Annotated in this window: 14 protein-coding genes; 6 read left to right on the top strand and 8 right to left on the bottom strand. The window is 50.9% G+C overall.

Translation table 11 applies throughout. The annotated features are described in order from the left end of the window. Window positions 1-6: 6 nt before the first annotated feature. Window positions 7-687 carry a zinc metallopeptidase gene (locus tag AC27K1_RS17725; RefSeq protein WP_487152128.1) on the bottom strand — a complete coding sequence of 227 codons (681 nt, stop codon included), beginning with the start codon at window positions 685-687 and terminating at the stop codon, window positions 7-9. 499 nt (window positions 688-1,186) lie between these two features. On the opposite strand from AC27K1_RS17725, the gene AC27K1_RS17720 reads away from it, so the two are divergent. Continuing rightward, window positions 1,187-2,659 carry a M20 family peptidase gene (locus AC27K1_RS17720; protein ID WP_487152127.1) on the top strand — a complete coding sequence of 491 codons (1,473 nt, stop codon included), beginning with the start codon at window positions 1,187-1,189 and terminating at the stop codon, window positions 2,657-2,659. A 47-nt stretch (window positions 2,660-2,706) separates the two neighbouring features. On the opposite strand, the gene AC27K1_RS17715 is transcribed toward AC27K1_RS17720, so the two are convergent. Next, on the bottom strand, window positions 2,707-5,208 hold the full coding sequence (locus tag AC27K1_RS17715) for an ABC transporter permease (protein WP_487152126.1): 2,502 nt from the start codon (window positions 5,206-5,208) through the stop codon (window positions 2,707-2,709). Further along, window positions 5,205-5,903 (bottom strand): ABC transporter ATP-binding protein, encoded by a 699-nt coding sequence (locus AC27K1_RS17710; RefSeq protein ID WP_487152125.1) that lies wholly within the window; start codon window positions 5,901-5,903, stop codon window positions 5,205-5,207. The genes AC27K1_RS17715 and AC27K1_RS17710 overlap by 4 nt, the downstream gene beginning before the upstream one ends. A 64-nt stretch (window positions 5,904-5,967) precedes the next feature. On the opposite strand from AC27K1_RS17710, the gene AC27K1_RS17705 reads away from it, so the two are divergent. Continuing rightward, on the top strand, window positions 5,968-6,546 hold the full coding sequence (locus tag AC27K1_RS17705) for an arylesterase (protein ID WP_487152124.1): 579 nt from the start codon (window positions 5,968-5,970) through the stop codon (window positions 6,544-6,546). Window positions 6,547-6,683: 137 nt separating this feature from the next. After that, on the top strand, window positions 6,684-7,868 hold the full coding sequence (locus AC27K1_RS17700) for a protein kinase domain-containing protein (RefSeq protein ID WP_487152123.1): 1,185 nt from the start codon (window positions 6,684-6,686) through the stop codon (window positions 7,866-7,868). A 10-nt stretch (window positions 7,869-7,878) separates the two neighbouring features. Here AC27K1_RS17700 and radD read toward each other — a convergent pair whose 3' ends face one another. From radD to AC27K1_RS17685, 3 genes are all read right to left on the bottom strand, one after another. Continuing rightward, entirely contained in the window at window positions 7,879-9,738 is a 1,860-nt protein-coding gene (gene radD / locus AC27K1_RS17695; protein ID WP_487152122.1) for a DNA repair helicase RadD, read from the bottom strand. Between the two features lie 233 nt (window positions 9,739-9,971). After that, window positions 9,972-11,003, bottom strand: a complete 1,032-nt coding sequence (arsB, locus tag AC27K1_RS17690) for an ACR3 family arsenite efflux transporter (RefSeq protein WP_487152121.1) — start codon at window positions 11,001-11,003, stop codon at window positions 9,972-9,974. Between the two features lie 81 nt (window positions 11,004-11,084). Further along, a complete protein-coding gene (locus tag AC27K1_RS17685; RefSeq protein WP_487152120.1) occupies window positions 11,085-11,402 on the bottom strand; it encodes an ArsR/SmtB family transcription factor in 318 nt (105 codons plus the stop codon). Window positions 11,403-11,566: 164 nt separating this feature from the next. On the opposite strand from AC27K1_RS17685, the gene AC27K1_RS17680 reads away from it, so the two are divergent. From AC27K1_RS17680 to arsJ, 3 genes are read left to right on the top strand one after another with little or no spacing between them, the layout of a single operon-like run. Beyond that, window positions 11,567-11,899 (top strand): metalloregulator ArsR/SmtB family transcription factor, encoded by a 333-nt coding sequence (locus AC27K1_RS17680; RefSeq protein WP_487152119.1) that lies wholly within the window; start codon window positions 11,567-11,569, stop codon window positions 11,897-11,899. A 41-nt stretch (window positions 11,900-11,940) separates the two neighbouring features. Further along, complete coding sequence (locus AC27K1_RS17675; RefSeq protein WP_487152118.1) at window positions 11,941-12,954, top strand: ArsJ-associated glyceraldehyde-3-phosphate dehydrogenase; 1,014 nt, start codon at window positions 11,941-11,943, stop codon at window positions 12,952-12,954. Between the two features lie 51 nt (window positions 12,955-13,005). Beyond that, on the top strand, window positions 13,006-14,229 hold the full coding sequence (gene arsJ / locus AC27K1_RS17670; protein ID WP_487152117.1) for an organoarsenical effux MFS transporter ArsJ: 1,224 nt from the start codon (window positions 13,006-13,008) through the stop codon (window positions 14,227-14,229). A gap of 519 nt (window positions 14,230-14,748) precedes the next feature. Here the strand turns inward: arsJ and AC27K1_RS17665 are convergent. Together AC27K1_RS17665 and AC27K1_RS17660 are read right to left on the bottom strand one after the other, a co-directional pair. Next, the gene (locus AC27K1_RS17665; protein ID WP_487152116.1) at window positions 14,749-16,743 is read right to left on the bottom strand and encodes a DUF262 domain-containing protein; all 1,995 of its coding nucleotides are present in this window, start codon (window positions 16,741-16,743) and stop codon (window positions 14,749-14,751) included. Then, window positions 16,733-18,244: a DUF262 domain-containing protein gene (locus AC27K1_RS17660; protein ID WP_487152115.1), complete on the bottom strand. Its 1,512-nt coding sequence runs from the start codon at window positions 18,242-18,244 to the stop codon at window positions 16,733-16,735. Before AC27K1_RS17660 ends, AC27K1_RS17665 begins: the two co-directional genes overlap by 11 nt. Window positions 18,245-18,413 lie beyond the last annotated feature (169 nt).

Genomic DNA, 18,413 nt, shown 5'->3' with positions numbered 1-18,413 from the left:
GCGTTGTCAGCGTCGCAGTATGGCGATCCATCGTCCTACATTCAGCAGGCTGGCCAGGGTTGCCGCCACATAGGTGTAGGCCGCGGCACGCAGTACACGCCGTGCGCCGGGCATATCGTCCGGACTGAGATAGCCTTCTTCAAGGATCGGCAACGCCCGGTTGAAGCTGGCATCCAGCTCAACGGGCAGCGTCATCAGTTGCACCCAAGTAGCGGCCAGCATACCGGCGAGAGCCAGCAGTACAGTCACCAGGGCGGTGTGAGGCAGTTTCGTTAACAGGGGGAGCAGTGGCGTTGCCATGATGGCAATGGTGCTGAAACGTTCAATCCGCTGAGCAGTCCGGATACGTTTCTGGCGATTCATGAAACGGGGATCCTGATGATGGTGCTGCAGTGCATGGCCGACTTCGTGGGTGGCCACGGCGACTGCTGTCACCGATCGACCGTCGTAGTGATCGGGTGAAAGCGACACAAGCCGTTTTTCCGGATCATAATAATCTTCATGAGGGCCGCCACGCTGGACCGTTACGTCCAGACCAAATCGTTCAGTCAGATGCCCGGCCAGTTCACCACCGGTACCGGGCATATCGGCTCGCTCGGCGCCATAACGTCGCAGTGTCCGTCGGACCCACCATTGGGGCAGACAGGCCAGCACCAGAATGAGCAGACCGATAATGGCAACAATCATGAAGCGTTTCTCCCATACAGCTTCGATGTGTTATCCGCTGGCCAGGTGAATGGCGGCCAGCCTTTATCATTGGAGTGGGTGTGATTATGCCTGCCGGAAGTACGCCATGCCAGAGACTAACGGTTAGATAGATCTGTCCCGATGCGGAGGTCTTTTGGTCTATTTCAGTTTACCCCCTTGGTGAGGTCTTCTGGGCGACCCAGCCAAAATGCCCCCACTTCATCCAGCTGTATCTGGTGCTGTGTCTGAATGTTCAGCAGTTGATGCATGGGAGTTCCCTGGAGCCAACATCAACAGAGGCAATAAAAGGGACATTATTGTAATGCACAGACGTTGGTGTAGGGAGCGTGTCGCTCTTGGGAAGGTGCAGCGCATAAGCCGGGTTCCTCTGTTGAATAATCCGAGAGGCGGGAGTGCGGGGTATTACATAAAACGGCTTAAATTATGGTTGCTCTTCCGTTAGAGTGCAGACGGATGATAACGACAGAGAATGATAATAATGAAAAAAAGCGTTACAGGTTTGGCTGTCCTGTTTTCATTGCTGATCACTGTCATAGTGGTCAGAACCTTTTTATATACCGATTCCGAAACGTCACAGGACGACATTCCAGCCGTGGATGTCGCACTGGATGAGACATCCGTTGTCAGTCGGTTGTCGCAGGCGATTCAATTCCCGACGATATCCCATGGGGGTAAGGCTTTTGATGCCGGGGCTTTTGCCGCATTCAATCACTTCCTGCGTGAGAGCTTTCCCCGGGTTTATAGTCAGCTGAAGGTTCAACAGATCAATAACTACAGCCTGCTTATGGAATGGCAGGGAAAGGATGACAAACTTCAGCCTGTTCTGCTGATGTCGCATATGGATGTGGTGCCTGTTATCCCCGGAACGGAAGATTCATGGACATGGCCACCCTTTGAAGGAAAAGTGGCGGATGGCTATATCTGGGGGCGTGGTACGGTGGATGACAAATCCGGCGTACTGGGCATTCTGGAAGCGACGGAAAAGTTGCTGGCAGAAGGCTATCAACCGGAGCGCAGTGTATTCCTCGCCTTTGGACATGACGAGGAAATAGGCGGGCAAAAAGGCGCCGTGACCATTGCCTCGCTGCTGCAAAAGCGGGGTTTGTTTTTTGAATATGTTCTGGACGAAGGCGGTGTCGTCACCAAAGGTGTTGTGCCCGGTATTGAAGGGCTGGTGGCGGTTATCGGGCCGGGTGAAAAAGGCTACCTGTCTCTGAAGCTGACAGCAAAAGGCGGCGGCGGTCACTCATCACAGCCACCTTCCGAAACGGCGATTGGCCGGTTGGCGAAAGCCCTGTCCCGGCTGGAAGAGGAACCTTTCCCCATCAATTTGCAATATACGGCAGATTTCATTCAGCAGCTTGGGCCGGAAGTTCCCTTTGTCCAGCGTATGCTGTTTGCCAATCGCTGGTTATTTGAACCGTTTGCTGATGACCTGGTACCCGATGTGCCGGCGCTGATGGCCGGTATGCGCACGACGACTGCGCCAACCATGCTCAGTGGCAGCGTTAAGGATAATGTTTTGCCGCTTAATCCCAGCGCTGTGGTGAATTTCAGAATTCTGCCAGGCGAAACTGTGGAGACTGTCACAGGGAGGGTCAGGGAGATCATTGACGATGACAGCATTACGCTGGAGCACTATGGCTTTGGCAGTAACCCATCCCGGGTATCTCCGACGGACAGCTTTGGCTACCAGCAGCTTGAGCGGAGTATCCACGAGGTGATTACAGATCCGTCGCTGCGTATTGCCCCCAGGATTGTGATTGCGGCAACGGATGCACGACACTTTGATGCATTGACGGACAGCAGTTACCGTTTTCTGGGTGTCACGCTGGGGCCAAAGGAATTGAAGGGTATTCATGGCACGGATGAGCGGGTATCGGTAGAGAGCTACCTGCAGGCCGTGAAGATTTATTACCAGTTAATCCGGAATTCGACCGGACAATCCTGAGTAAAAACGACGCCGGCAGTGTTTAAAACTGCCGGCGTTCACACCGATCAGAGCCCTTCGCGCAACAGGCGCAGTGGTGAAGTGCGCACAACGCGTAAGGTGCCCAGGTAACCGGCTGTACCTATCAGGATTGCTCCTGACAGTGGGAGCAACAGCCAGAGCAATGGCGTTGGCGTCCATGACAGTTCCAGTACATGGGTAAACACCAGCCATGTGCAGAGTTCTGCGCCGATGGCTGCCAGCAGGCCGGACAAACTGCCCAGCAACAGGAATTCCCCCATCTGAAGATGCTGCAACTGTCGTCCCCGGGTTCCCAGGGCGCGGAGCAGGGCGCTTTCCTTGATACGTTCATCCAGTGTCGTTTCTATGCTGGCCCACAGCACCAGTAATCCGGCCAGGAACAGGACAACCAGCATGGCTTCCAGCGCCAGTATGCCCTGCTGGATCATCTGCCTTGCCTGGTTGATCACGGTATCCATATCGATAAGCGTGAGAGAGGGGAATGATCGAATCATGTCGTTCAACTGGCGACGTTGTTGCTGCGGCAGATGGAAGCTGTTGAGCCAGGTGGCGGGATAGTCTTCCAGGGTCGCTTTGGGCATGACCATGTAGAAGTTGGGGCGGAAATTTTCCCACTCCACTTTGCGCAGGCTGGTGACATCAACGGTTAACGGGCGACCCGCGAAATTGAAACTCAGCGTGTCTCCCACGGAAAGATCCAGGTGTTCTGCAAGGTGGGATTCGACGGAGACTTCGCCTTCCTCACCGGCTGACCACCAGTCGCCGCTGATCAAGGTATTGGTTTCCGGCAACGTATCAGACCAGGTGATATTCAGTTCACGATTGACCGCATTGTGGCGTTGCTGCTCTTTATCCAGAATCTCATTCAGGGGCTGACCGTTAATCGCCGTCAGACGCCCCCGGATGATGGGATACATCTCGCTGGTGCTGATATCCCTTTCTTCCATGAAAGCAGTCAAAGGATCGACATCGGTCGTCTGGATATTCAGGCTGAAATAGTTGGGCGCATCATCCGGCAGCTGATCCTGCCACTGGTTCAGCAGATCTGTCCTCACCTGCATCGCGACAGCCATGACCATCAGGGTAAGGGAAAACGCCAGCAGTTGTGCAAGTGCCAGGGATTGCTGTCGGGTCAGGCGCCGCATGGCCATGCGCCAGACCAGTGTAACCTGACGTTGGTTAAAGCTACGGCTGAACAGGCGAAGAATGAACGACAGGAGTAAGCCTGTCAGAGGCAATATCGCGGCGGCGCCTAATGTCAGGGACAGGGTCAGCGAGAGATTACCCGTCATGTACCAGGACAGGCTGACCAGGCTGATCAGCGCCAAGCTGTAGACAAGCCACGCAGAAGCGGGTGCTGGTGCTGGCTCACGCTTCAGCACGCGTAACGGTGTAATGCCACCGAGCCGCAGCAGGGGGGCAAGGGCAAAACCGAGCAGTACGATTATGCCGGTGGCGGCACCCATCAGTATCGGTGTAATGCCGGCGGCTGGTAGCCAGGCGGGTAGCAGGTCTTTCAATAGTAGTACGGTGCCTTCTGACAGTAACCACCCCAGCAAAAGTGCTGGTGGGATGGCCACCGGGAGGATAAGCAGCAGCTGCAGAATCGCCATGGTCAGGATATCGGAACGACGGGCGCCAAGGCAGCGCAGTACGGCGACCGTATCATACCGTCGTCTTGAAAAACGGCGTGCCGCCATGGCGATGGCAATACCGGCCAGTAATACGGCCAGCTGACTGGCCAGGGCCAGAAAGCCGGTCACCCGGGTCAGGCTCCGATTAAGCCCACGGCTGTTGTCTTCTAAATCCAGCAGGCGGTAGTCCTTTGGCAGGTTGTCAGCCAGCCAGCCCCGGAACGGGGCAAGCGCGCTTTCCGGTCCGGCATACAGGTTGCGCCAGGCGACCCGGCTGCCGGGTTGTATCAGGTTGGTGTCGTCGAGATCTGCGAGATTAAACAGTAAGCGGGGTGAAAAACTGTAGAAGCCTTTGCCGCGGTCACTTTCCAGTGTGATGGCGCGGGTGATGCGGAGCTCTTTTTCGCCGAGGGTGACGGTATCTCCAATGGCAATATTCAGCAGTGGGAAGAGTCGCGGTTCCAGCCAGGCTTCACCCGGTGCGGGAATTGTATAGGTGGCCTGGTCCGGACCGAAAGGTTGGTCGGCGATACGCACTTGTCCCCGCAGGGGGTAGCCGTTTTCTACACCTTTGGCAGAGATCATCTGCAGCTCATCACCGGCCAGGATGACACTTGGGAATTCAATGGTCCGGCTGTGCCTTAGCCCTGTTTCAGAGGCCTTTTGGTCAATTACCGCATCAACAGGACGGGAACCCTGTACAATCAGGTCAGCACCAAGAACCGCCGCCACCTGTCGTCCAAGTCCCTTTTGCAGACGGTCGCCGAATAAACCGATCGCCGTACTGACGGTCACCGCCAGCACCAGGGCAACCAGTAACAGGTTCAGCTCACCACTGCGCAGATCGCGGTGTGTCTGTCGCCAGGCGGTGCTGAACAATGAGGAAAACGTCATGCAGCGTCCTCCATCCTGCCGCCGCTGAGCGTCAGCACCCGCTGGCAGCGTTGCGCCAGGGTGAGATCGTGGGTCACCAGAACCAGCGTGGTGCCCTGTTCCTCGTTCATGCTGAAGAGCAGGTCTGAAATACGGGCGCCCGTTTTCTGATCCAGGTTGCCGGTGGGCTCATCTGCAAACAGGAGTTGCGGGCTGGCGACAAAGGCCCTGGCAATGGCGACGCGCTGCTGTTCACCGCCGGACAGTTTGGCCGGGTAATGCGTCATCCGATCCGCGAGCCCTACCCGTTCCAGCCAGTGTTCAGCGGCTGCCCGCGCATCGGCATGACCGGTCAGCTCCAGCGGCAGCATGACATTCTCAAGTGCTGTCAGCGAAGGCAAGAGGTGGAAACTTTGAAAGACGAATCCTGTCGTTTTTGCCCGCAGGACAGCGCGCTGGTCTTCATCCAGGTTGCTGAGTGATTGCCCTGCCAGAGTGACCGTACCGGTACTGGGTTGGTCAAGGCCTGCCAGCAATCCCAGTAATGTTGATTTACCGGAACCGGATGTCCCGACAATGGCAACGGTTTCGCCTGTCTTGATTTCGAGGGTCACCTCGGAGAGGATAGCCAGATGTCCGCCACCCGGATTATCAACCTGCTTGCACAGGGACTGGGCCCCAACCATGATGTCACTGACCTGTTTGTTATCACGCATTCGCCGATCCGGATTGTTATTGATCTGTTGTCTGGTAATGGCTGTTCAGGCTCACGCCTCTTCGATGCCGGACCAGAAAACGCTACTGGTCTTTGGCGACAGCCTGAGCGCAGCTTATGGCATTGATTCTCGCAAGGGATGGGTCGCATTGCTACAGGAAAAACTGGCTGACAGTTATCCTGAGTGGCTGATAGTCAATGCCAGTATCGGTGGTGAAACCACGTCGGGAGGGTTGAGCCGGTTACCTGAGGCATTGGCAACGCATACCCCTGACCTGGTGCTGCTTCAACTCGGCGCCAATGATGGATTACGGGGCTTGCCACTTAAGGGCATGAAGAACAACCTTTCCCGGATGATTGCATTGTCGCAGCAACAGGATGCAGACGTTCTCTTATTCGAGATGCGTATTCCGCCTAATTACGGACCGGTATACAGCCGTCGTTTCCAGGGTGTATTCAGTGAGCTTGTTGAACAGCATGATGTCGAGTTAGTGCCGTTTTTCCTGGAGGGAGTCGCGGGGCATATTGAAAAAAATCAATCGGATGGCATACATCCAAAGGCATCAGTACAGCATGAGTTATTAGCGAATGTATGGACCGTGCTTGAGTCAGAATTAATGTTGAATAAGACCAGGGGCCAATGACACCACTCATGTCATAACCATGTTGTCAGGTTATTGTTGTTTGTAAATAAAACAATCACAGGCGCTTTTTGTCTATACATTCAGTAGTGCAATAAACAGTAAATTTTATTGTTTTCTGGACTTAAGAGGTTGTGGTTATGGAGGTAAAAAAAAGTGCGACTGCTTCAGCTATCCGTACGGAGCCATTAGGCGTTCAGTCACAGTTGGCGGATAGCCCTGATGACATCAGGCGGATTGCAATGCACCAAAAGTGGAAGAATAATTGTTTACATAAAAAAATATCTGGGGAAGGTTATACCTATTGCAGGGTTGCGGGAGGCAAGCCGCGACATATTTTCAAAATGCTTAACTCCATACGAAAAAAAGATTTGAAAAATCTAGGGTTGGAGGAAAGAATAATAGACTGCTATCCGTACAAAAAAAAGAAGATAGGTAAGCATACGCATCGATATTGCTGGGCTGGTAGAGGTATCAATAGTGTCGTCAAATTTTCCCTGATGCAAAATGTTTATTCGGATGGAGTTAAATTGTGTGTTGCAAAAAAAATAAAAAAACACTTTTTGGACAATGAATCAACTTTTTTCAGCGACGTACAACGTGAATGCCAGTTGCAAGAAAAAGCAGGTCCAGAGATAGCGCCAGTTGTGTATGGAGTGACAAAAACAACTGACAAGAATGACGAGTGCCAGTGCATTATCTTTATGGACCATGTGACAGGCGTATCATTGAAGAAATACCTGAGAAAATCACTTTTAGGTAAGAACAGAATAGGCAAGTATTTAAGAAAAAAAATAGTTTTAAAAATAATAGAAATGGTTAGTATGCTTCATAAGAAATCCATTTTTCATCGGGATTTGAAAGTTGAGAATATTATCGTGAATGTTGCTGGTAATGATTCTATCGATATGAGAATTCTTGATTATGGTCTGGCTACAGATAAAGAGAATGATAGCGGTGGTTTTTCAGAATTGCTTCTATATTCAGCGCCTGAACTAATGGATGAAAGCAGCAAAAGCGCGGCAATAGATTTTTTCTCAATGGGCATTTTGTTTTGTAAAATCATTTCTGATGGGAAAGATTTTTCTGTCAATGAGCAGAAGAGCAGTCAATATGCTACGGTGTATCATAAATTTACACGTTCTAATATAGGCCTTATGGAGTCTGTTATTGAAAGTGAACTTGAAAAGTGCGCCATTAAGTCAGAAGATATGAAAGCCTTTTTAAAAAGGATGATGGCTATTAATCCTGACCATCGCCCTGGCATTGCTGAAATTCAGACTAAATTTCAGCAATGGGATCGCAAATTGGCGGAATGGACATAACCCGGGACACTCAACCTGCATTATCCGCGAGTCGGAAACGTCCTTCGTAATCAAACAGTTTGTCGCGGATGCGCCAAAAGGTCTTTTCTTTGGATGCAATCACAAAATCCGGTTTTCGGAATTTTTTCTTTTGATCAATCACGGCCTGAACTGATGACGCACGAAACGCTTCTCCCCGGTTGATCAATGCGTGCTTACCAAAGTGATGGTAGAAAGCCCCTTGTTGGGCCGGGGTGTCCAGTCGAAAGTATTCCTGTAGTTCTGCACCGTCTTCGTCGTAATAGGTAATGGTAATCCGTTCATTACCCTGACGGTCAGTGGAAGGCTGCATCGTCATGCCGGCGCAACGGATGACCATGCAGCGCTGAAGGTTCAGTGCTTCCCGCAGTTTTTTATCCGGATCAACCAGCGCCTTGCTGCAGTCATGGCATTTGCGGGCGGCGATATCATTTTCTGCCTGGCACTGGTCACACTCCTTGAACCGGTAGCGGAAGTCGCAGCGTACTCGTTTGCCGTCGTATTCCTCAAAACCCTGACAGCGTCGTCCATAGTGTTCAACCAGATCTCCATCGTTATCAACCAGTCCCCAGAACTGATTATCGAAACTACAGGCCGGGCAGGGAATCGTCACTGGCACTGCCCGGGAATCTGGTCTGGCAGAGCCGATTTCCGGACTGAACAGATCAAAATGGTTGCCGGCAAAATCCATGACCAGACAGTCCTCCTTACCGGGTGACAGGCGTAGTCCACGACCGACAATCTGCTGGTAGAGACTGACCGATTCCGTTGGGCGGAGGATGGCAATGAGATCAACATGGGGTGCATCAAAGCCGGTGGTCAGCACGGCGACGTTGACCAGGTATTTCAGCTGTTTGTCCTTGAATGCGCTGATCAGTTTTTCGCGTTCTGCGCCCGGTGTGTCGCCGAGTATCAGCGCCGCTTCATCGGGTGGCAGGTAACTGATAATTTCCCTGGCATGATCCGTGGTGGCGGCGAAGATCATCACGCCGTGTCGTGTTTCTGCTTCCGCGATGACCTGCCTGATGATCTGCGCGGTAGCGCGGCCTTTTCCCTGCAGGAGCTGATTGAGATCGGTTTCCCGGTATCGGCCGAAGGGATCCCTTGGAAGACGGCTGAAGTCGTAAAATGCGATGGGTGCATCCAGCAATGTTGCCGGCGTCAGAAAACCCTCCCGAATCATATGGGATAAAGGCAGCTCAAAAATGCAGTCCCGGAACAGGCGCTCTTCTTCCGTCCTGACAGCGCCCTTGCAGTGATACTGATACAGCCATCCCAGTTCCAGGCGATAGGGGGTTGCCGTCAGGCCGAGAATGCGGAGATTCGGATTGTGGGATTGCAGGTGGTGGATCACCTTGTGGTAACTGCTGTCTTTTTCCAGGGAAACCCGGTGGCACTCATCAATGATCAGCAGGGTGAAGTTGCTGTCAGAAAAGGCCTCCAGGTTCCTGACAACGGATTGCACACTGCCAAACACGACCTGTTCAATGGCCTCTTTTTGCCCAAGGCCGGCACTGAAGATGGAGGCTTTCAGCCCGTAACTTTCGTACTTTGCATGGTTCTGCTCAACCAGTTCGCGAACGTGGGCCAGTACCAGTACGCGCCCCCTGGCGATACGTCCAAGCTCGCTGATGACAAGACTTTTACCGGCACCGGTTGGCAGCACGATGACGGCCGGTGCGCAGGACTTGCGGAAATGCTGGAGGGTACTGGTGACAGCGTCTTGCTGGTAAGGGCGAAGTTGGTAGGCCATGGCCGGATTATACCGGAGCTGAAGGGAACCACGCAGCGGCAATTCTGATAATTTTCCGTATTCCCGTAAAATGCAGGGAATGTCGTCGTTATCATCCACACTCTCCGCCTTCGTACTGAAATGATGTTCATAAACAGACGATATTTTGGGGGACGGAAAACAATGGCGCTTCCACTAACAAGTGATTTTTTCGGATAAATCGGCATCGGTAAAACCTCTGTATGCACGACGTAACTTGCATACCGGCATCCGGATTCTTTTTCTGCAGGTTGGGGCCCTTGAGTGTTGCGTAACCGGCGCTCCCTGGAACGGGAGCGCTTATTGATCAGGCATCAGTGGGCGTGCGTTACCGGGAAGCGGTCACGGGTACGGTTGGCATAGGCGACAAGCGCCAGCATCACGGGTACCTCTACCAGTACCCCGACCACTGTCGCCAGTGCCGCACCCGAGTGAAGGCCAAACAGGCTGATGGCGACAGCCACTGCCAGCTCAAAGAAGTTGGAAGCACCGATCATACCGCCGGGAGCAGCGATGCTATGGGGCTCCTTCCACTTGTACATCCAGAAGTAGGCAATGGTGAAGATCAGAACCGTCTGGATAATCAGCGGAATGGCAATCAGGATAATATCCACCGGGTTGGCCAGAATGCGTGGCGCCTGGAAGCCAAACAGCAGTACCACGGTCAGAATCAGGCCCAGAATGGAGAGTGGCTTAATTTTCTGGCCAACGTTCTGCAACGCCTGTTCGTTGTGCAGCACTTTACGCGTCAGCAGTCCGGCAACCAACGGGATAACGATAAACAGAACAACCGACAGGAACAGGGTATTCCAGGGCACGATCACATCGGTTACACCCAGCAACAGGGCCGCGATTGGCGCAAAGGCCACCACCATAACCAGATCATTCACCGCTACCTGCACCAGGGTATAGTTCGGATCCCCCTTGGTGAGCTGACTCCAGACAAACACCATGGCCGTACAGGGCGCTACGCCCAGCAGGATCATGCCAGCAATATACTCATCGCCCAGTTCCGGAGAAATCAGGCCGGTAAAACTGCCAAACACATAGCGGATAAAGGCAATCGCCAGCAACGCCATGGTGAAAGGCTTGATCAGCCAGTTGACCGTTAACGTGATAATCAATCCTTTCGGACGACGGTGGATGTTTTTTACCGCTGTAAAGTCAATCTGCATCATCATCGGGTAGATCATCAGCCAGATCAGTACCGCGATCACAAAATTGATGCTGGCGTACTCCCAGCTGCCAAGCAGGGAAAATAGTTCCGGGAACAGGCTGCCACCGGCCAGACCTGCCACCATGGCAAGCCCCACCCAAAGGCTGAGGAATCGTTCAAAAATACCCATAAATGTGACTCCTAAGTATCGAACATCGACGAAATACGATTAAAAATTTTATAAAGCCCGGAAAAACCGGGCATACATTGCTTATTTGACGTTCATTTCACTCAGCAGCTGCTGGAGCCGTACCAGAGCCTCCGGACGGAGACTGAAACAGGTGCGGGGATGTTGAACCTCCGCATGGACCAGGCCAGCCTGACGCAATACGCGCAGATGTTCTGAGACTGTCGATTGCGCCAGGTTCAGCTGGTCAACGAGATCAGATCCGAGGCAAACGCCAGCAGCCAGAATCTTGATCAGCCTCACCCGCGCCGGATGCCCAAGCGCCTTGGCCAATGCCGCCAGCTCTAACTCTTCGGCTTCATTGAATTCGAGGTCGTTCAGGCTTTTCAAACACTCAGCCATTGTCGTTCCATAATCGTATTTAGGCGATGAACGATACACCTGCTAATCAGACAAGGCAATACTCGAATTAAACGTCAGCGACTATCTATAAGGGGCAGTGTGTTGACAGTGCTGGAATATCATTTCAATATATATGGAAATTCGTATATTCATATATATTCGTTATGCAACCACACCAGTTTTTTAAGCTGCTCGCCGATGAAACACGTCTGCGCTGCCTGCTGTTGATTGCCCGCCACGGTCCGCAACGGGTGTGTGACCTGACGTCCGCGCTGGAAGAATCCCAGCCCAAGATTTCCCGCCACCTGGCCCAGCTGCGGACTTTGGGTGTGTTCCGGGATGAACGACAGGGGCAGTGGGTCCATTACCGCATTGCGGACACGATTCCCGGCTGGTGTCGTAAGGTGATTGAGGGACTTGCGGCCTCTAACTGTCTCAGGGAAACCTATCAGGCTGATATTGATCGGCTTGTGGATCAGCCCTGTCAATGTGACTAACCCAACGTATTTTTTCCAACCTGTTGTCTGGAGAATTTTCCATGTCACGTACCATCAAAGTGGGTATTAATGGTTTTGGCCGTATTGGTCGTCTGGCGTTGCGCGCGGCGTTTGACTGGCCGGAACTTGAATTCGTGCAAATCAATGACGTTGCCGGCGATGCGCCAACGCTGGCGCACCTGCTGGAATTTGATTCTGTGCAAGGGCGCTGGCCCCATGCTGTCAGTGTGTCAGGCAATACCATCGAGATTGATGGCAAAACGATTACCTGCACCCGTGAACGTGAGATTTCTGCCGTAGACTGGTCCGGCTGCGATGTTGTGATGGAGTGCACCGGTGTCCACAAAGATCGTCAGTTCCTGGATCAGTATTTGACCCAGGGCGTAAAGCGGGTTGTGGTCTCTGCACCGGTCAAGGATGACACGGTCCAGAATATTGTTGTCGGTGTGAATGACCACCTGTTCGACCCGGCCAGACACCCTGTCGTCACTGCGGCCTCCTGCACGACCAACTGTTTGGCACCTGTCGTTAAAGTGATTCACGAGAAGCTCGGTATTGAGCGTGGCTCCATGACCACCGTTCACGATATCACCAATACCCAGACGATTCTGGATGCACCTCACAAGGACCTGCGTCGTGCCCGCGCCTGTGGCATGAGCCTGATCCCCACTACCACGGGATCTGCCAAGGCCATTACCCAGATATTCCCTGATCTGGAGGGTCGTCTGAATGGTCATGCCATTCGGGTGCCTCTGGCCAATGCTTCTATTACCGATATGGTCTTCGATGTGGCCAGGGATACCAGTGCAGAAGAAGTGAATGCTCTGCTCAAGGAAGCGGCGGAAGGTGAGCTGAGAGGTATTCTGGGTTATGAAGAGAAGCCTCTGGTTTCCATCGATTACAAAGGCGACAGCCGTTCCTCAATCGTTGATGCCCTGTCTACCATGGTGGTCGATAACCGGATGGTGAAAATTTACGCCTGGTATGACAACGAGATGGGCTACGCCTGTCGTACCGCTGAGCTGGTTCTGAAAGTGGGAAAGGCTGACCTGTAAGTGTGAGCCCGGGGCAGCTCCTGCCCCGGGATGACCAGCGAGAGTGAATCAATGACATTTATTCCTGCCAGGCTGTCCGGTCTGGACCGATCAGTCCGCCAATATCTGCTGATTACCTTCAACTACTGGAATTTCACCATCACCGATGGTGCGCTGCGCATGTTGGTGGTGCTGCACTTCCACATGCTTGGCTACAGTCCGTTGGAAGTAGCGGCCCTGTTTCTGTTTTATGAGATCTTTGGTGTGGTCACCAACCTGACGGGTGGGTGGCTGGGTGCACGGCTGGGTCTGAACCGTACCATGAATATCGGGCTCGGATTGCAGATCGTTGCCCTGGGTATGCTGACAGTGCCGGCGACGATGTTATCCGTGCCCTGGGTGATGGCGGCACAGGCGATGTCCGGTATCGCGAAAGACCTCAACAAGATGAGCGCAAAAAGCTCTATCAAGATGCTGGTCAAAGATGGTGGCAAGGGTAGGCTCTACCAATGGATTGCCATACTGACCGGCTCCAAGAATGCACTGAAAGGGTTGGGCTTTTTTGTCGGTGGATTACTGCTTGCCACTGTGGGTTTCAGGTATGCCATGGTGGTCATGGCGGTGGTTTTGCTGGCCGTCCTGTTGCTCAGTCTTAAAATGCTGGATCAGGATATTGGCAAGGCGAAAAACAAGGCCAAGTTCTCGGAACTGTTCTCCAAGAGTCGGGCGATAAACATCCTTTCTGCAGCGCGCTTGTTCCTGTTCGGTGCCCGGGATGTCTGGTTTGTGATTGCGCTGCCCATTTACCTGGGGACAACGTTCGGCTGGAACAGCTCCGAGGTGGGAGGGTTCCTCGCGCTGTGGGTAATGGGTTACGGGTTTGTCCAGGGGATTGCGCCGAGGATAACCGGCAAAAACAATGATGGACGCTCTGCCATGATCTGGGCTGTCGGACTGGCCCTTGTCACAGCCGCGGTTGCCTATGGTGTCAGCACCGGATGGCACGCTCAGGCTGTTATTGTCGTCGGTTTAATGGTCTTTGGTGCGCTGTTTGCCATCAATTCTTCCCTGCACTCTTACCTGATTGTCGCCTATGCCCGTGAAGATGGCGTATCTCTGGATGTTGGTTTCTACTATATGGCAAACGCACTTGGTCGTCTGCTTGGAACAGTGCTCTCTGGGTGGTTGTTTGAGATGTCCGGGCTAGTGCTTTGTTTGTGGGTCTCAGCCGGATTTATTTTGCTGGCAGCACTAATTTCCATTGGCTTGCCGCGCAACCAAGCACTGGCTGACTAATGATTATGCGCCCCAGATACAGGGGCGCGTGTACAAACGGCCAACGTCTTTATCCAGAGAGAGGTGCCCTTCTTCTGCAGGATAAAGTTAAAGTACGAGGTTAATTCGGTACGCAGTACCTCGCAACAGGCAGAGGTGGAACGCATCACACCTTCCCCCAGAAGTTTTTATAGTTGTGTTCGTCGGAGTGGTCAGTCACTTCTAGGCTCCTGTGGCGGTAGCGTCGTCTATATGCTCGTCAGCCATCAATATGTCCAGAGATATCGCAAAGTTATTCCTGAGAACAGTGACAGGTGTGTTGCTGTTGTTTGCGGGTTCTTCGATATGGTGGTGTAGTTGTTACAGAACAACATCGTGCAGTGGCACGGTATTTAGGATGGGAGAGATCAATGAGAATTTGCATTGTGAACTCCTATGGTTGAGGGTCCATAGGAGTAATATTGGTTTATGTTTTGATACGCGACCGGCAGGTAGATGATTTTGAAATAGCTGGATACAATGACCTAGCCTCCAGAATGCTTAACTATTACTTCCCTGATGTTTTTTTATCTCTTTTCTTACAAAGCGAAAATAGGTAATAAACCTCTCTTTCATTTCAGTCTGATGCTGCTTCGCTAGATCGTCATTCCACTGTTTATTTTCATAGATCATTGACATTTTCAGGGAATCAACCCCAGCATGATTTTTGTTTAGAAAACGCTGTCGTTTTTCATTAAATGGTAGATTACTATATTCTGAATTGAGGCTTCGAGAGACTAGTGCCAAATTACCAAAACTGTCCAGAGCTTCTTTGCTGACCCTGTTGGTATCATATTTTGCCGGTGTTTGTGGTGAAATATGCTCGACAGAATTACGGGCAGTGATCCTGAAGTTCTTCCAGGCATCCCCCTTTTGGTCTTTTAATTGGCTCCAGAGAATGAACTCAAGTTTATAGAACCAATAGTGAGGAAAGCTCACTCCAAGAGTGTTATCGAGTTCTTCAAAATGCCGTTTACGCTTGAGTGAAAATGGATCTTCCAGTGGTTTGCGGGTGCGTTTGATCAGCGAGCTGCTCCTGCCGGTGCAAAATAACTGATTATCAAGATATTGCAGATACAGAAACGCATTGCCTCCTGGATTATCGAGAAGATATTGCAGTAATGGGGTCAGCCAATACTGAGTCGTCATCTGTTGGGAGTGGTACAGCATACTCTGCAACAGGGCAAAACCCACTCTGGAGTCACTGCTGTCACGGCTAAGGCTGTAGTAAACACTTTTGCCAGAAGTATTTTTGTTTTTACGAAGAGTGCGGATGGCATGTACTTCATCCTCTTCGTCTTCCACCCATTTGATAATGTATTTATCAAACCGGTAGCGAACCTCCCAGAGCAGCTCAATAAAGGACTTTACCTCCAGCTCGGTTATGCCGTCGTTGAGCCAGCTATGCTCAAAAATAGTGATCAGGTCTTTATCAAGAATCTTGATAATATCTGTTCGACCTTTTTTAACTAGCCAGATTCGTAATACATGCTGCAGCAGCATAGAAAAGGTTATGATACTGCGAACTTTATCGGACTCGTAATCATCTTCTTTGTCATCGGGCTTATCTTCAGCTACTACGGTTGAACCCTCAAGAATTTCTAATAAGGAGAGCGCAGTTTCTTCCTTTCCTTGTAGCAAGGCATCAAGAGCTATCACTACCTTGGCCGCAGATGCAAGTGTTTCTTCATCCTGAGCGCTGGCGTCATTATTAAAGTAATCTGTCAATTTTATATTAGTTGCTAGCTTCAGGTTTTTTTCAACATAGTCGCCCATGTATGAGCAAGCATCCCATAGTTGCCCATAACACTCCCGTTGTTGAGTGTCCGTCAGTTGGCTTAGTAACCGAGCCTTGAGAATTTCGTGATGTTGCAGCTGCACTCCGCGGTTATTGATCACCTCAAATAGCTTGTTCAGATCAGTGTTTTCCGGAATTTCGGTGAAAACCAGCTTTACCTTTTCGTAAATGAAATGCGTCAGTAGAGTAAAATCTAGAGGATCTTTATCTTGTGCCTTACGACTGGAAAAGTTCTCAATGATCGCCATCGCATCTTCCAGCTGTCGGGCTTCCGGTACACTGGTAGGGCGACCCGCAATCAGGGCTTCAAAAAAGCTTTTCACCTGAGGACGAATCGCGAAATTAATTCGGTGGCGCAAACCGGCTGCCGCGTCATGATAGCGGTAGTCCTTCAATGCTTGTTGCCAGGCTAGGCTGATTAACCAGAGAGTGGTAAATCTTTGTTGGCCATCAATCAGATCATAATAGCGGCCTTCAGATTCAGGGTTTGTTCGTTCAATAACAAGTGTGCCGCCTAGATAAAAAACGTCTTTACCTTCTTTGCAGGCTTCCCAGATATCTGATAGCAGAGTCTCAATCTGATTTTTCCCCCACACATACAAACGCTGATAGATGGGAATATTAAAAAAATAATTTTGCTCAACAATGCTGCTCAGAGTCACCAATGTTGACTTAACATGCTGTAACTTACTTTCCATAAATTTTTCCCTCAATAAACAAGTCTGTAATCCAATGCTGTTTGCTTTCAAGGGAAGACTTATCGTAATAGTTTAGAACGGCTTGCATATAGTGCCCCTGAACACCTTTACCAGCAGTCACCTTCAATGGTGATGCGTATAGTTTTTGGGCGTGAGCATCCTCAGCCAAGAACTCTGTGACTTCTTCCGGACGGTAGGCTCCAACAATGGTATCCAGTAGGTTATAACTCGCCTCTTTCAGATATTTCAAAGGAGCCTGTTTAAATATGTAAGCTTTCTCCAAGCGGATGGCTCCCAGTACATGATCAAGCCAGAGGGAAAAGCGCAACAAACCGACAGTGCCAAACTGATCTACATGCATCAGCACAGCCAGATTAAAAAGCTCCCTTAGGTAGTGTGAGGTATTGAGCATTACTTCCTTATAGAAACAACGAAATGCTTGAATTTCAGGCTCAGGGTTATCGTTATATAGTAACTGGTTTAACAGAGCCGCATATTTCTGGGTATAAAGGAAAAAGCCCACTCCCTGATGAACAGGCTGTCGTAGTGAGAAGGGCAGTACTGCAGGATTGCTGCTGATATCCAGAGATTGTAAATCCATCCGGTATTCATTATTCGGCATCAATGACAGATTGACTGCTAGCCGGTTGTTTACGCCGGGATAAAGAGGTATATCTGACACTTGTTGTGCGCTAATTCTAGAGACACTTTGTTTCTGAAAAGTGGCTAGCACATCGTCACGGGTTTCCCGTTCAATTATCCGCTGGCCTTTCCAGTTACGGGCGCGCCAGAGGTAATAGTGAAACAGCTCCGGGGCAAAATCATTGTCTTTTCGTTTAGTTCCCTTATGGCCCTTTACCTGTAAGGATTCCCAGCGGCGGGCGCAGTGTTCCTGCAGTTGTTCATCCTGTACGGAATTATTGCTGTGAATTGCTCGTAAGTGGAAAGCTTTTAAAAGGTCGGTAGCTGCTAGTGGTACGCCACGATTATTCTGGGTATCAAAAAAGGTAAAAGCTAAATCTTCATTTTCAACGGTAATCACAGTAAAGCAGAGGCGGGCAAAAATACTCGGTAGGGGGAGAGAATTGTTTAGAGTCTTATAAGTTTCTTGTGCCCGCTGTATGTTCTGTGCCGACAGGGGTGATCGATAGGAAAATTCGATGTTAATAGGTAGCTCATTGTTCAGTACATGATGTAGTACGCAGAGGCTGGTCAGCCGTTGCTGACCATCAATAACGAACAGCTTTTCCTTGCTCTGGTTACGGTGCAGCAGCAAGGTACCCATATAGTAATCGGGTGCGCTCGGGTTATTATTTTTCTGAGTTTCAAAATCACGTATATCCTGCACCAGTTGCTGTATTTTTTCGCGATTCCACACATAAGGACGCTGATAGTTATCGAGTGCCAGCGGAACACCTAAGCTAAGTAGTTTGGTAAAGGAGTAAACTTGAACATCGACACTATCATTGGGCACAAGAGCATTATTATTTGCGCCAACCATGAATAACCCCCTTTTTCATAAAAACTGTAGAACTTGCTCATATATTTTATTCGGAGTAAAAGATTTCATGCCACTGCCAAAGTCATGATCCCATAACTATTCGGTACTCGTGATAAGGCAGAGCTGTAGAAAAAACTCGCATTGTCTCAGAGTTAGCTGACGACAGGAA

The organism is Kistimonas ophiarachnellae (assembly GCF_057552235.1).
This window is presented reverse-complemented; position numbering and strand designations above follow the sequence as displayed.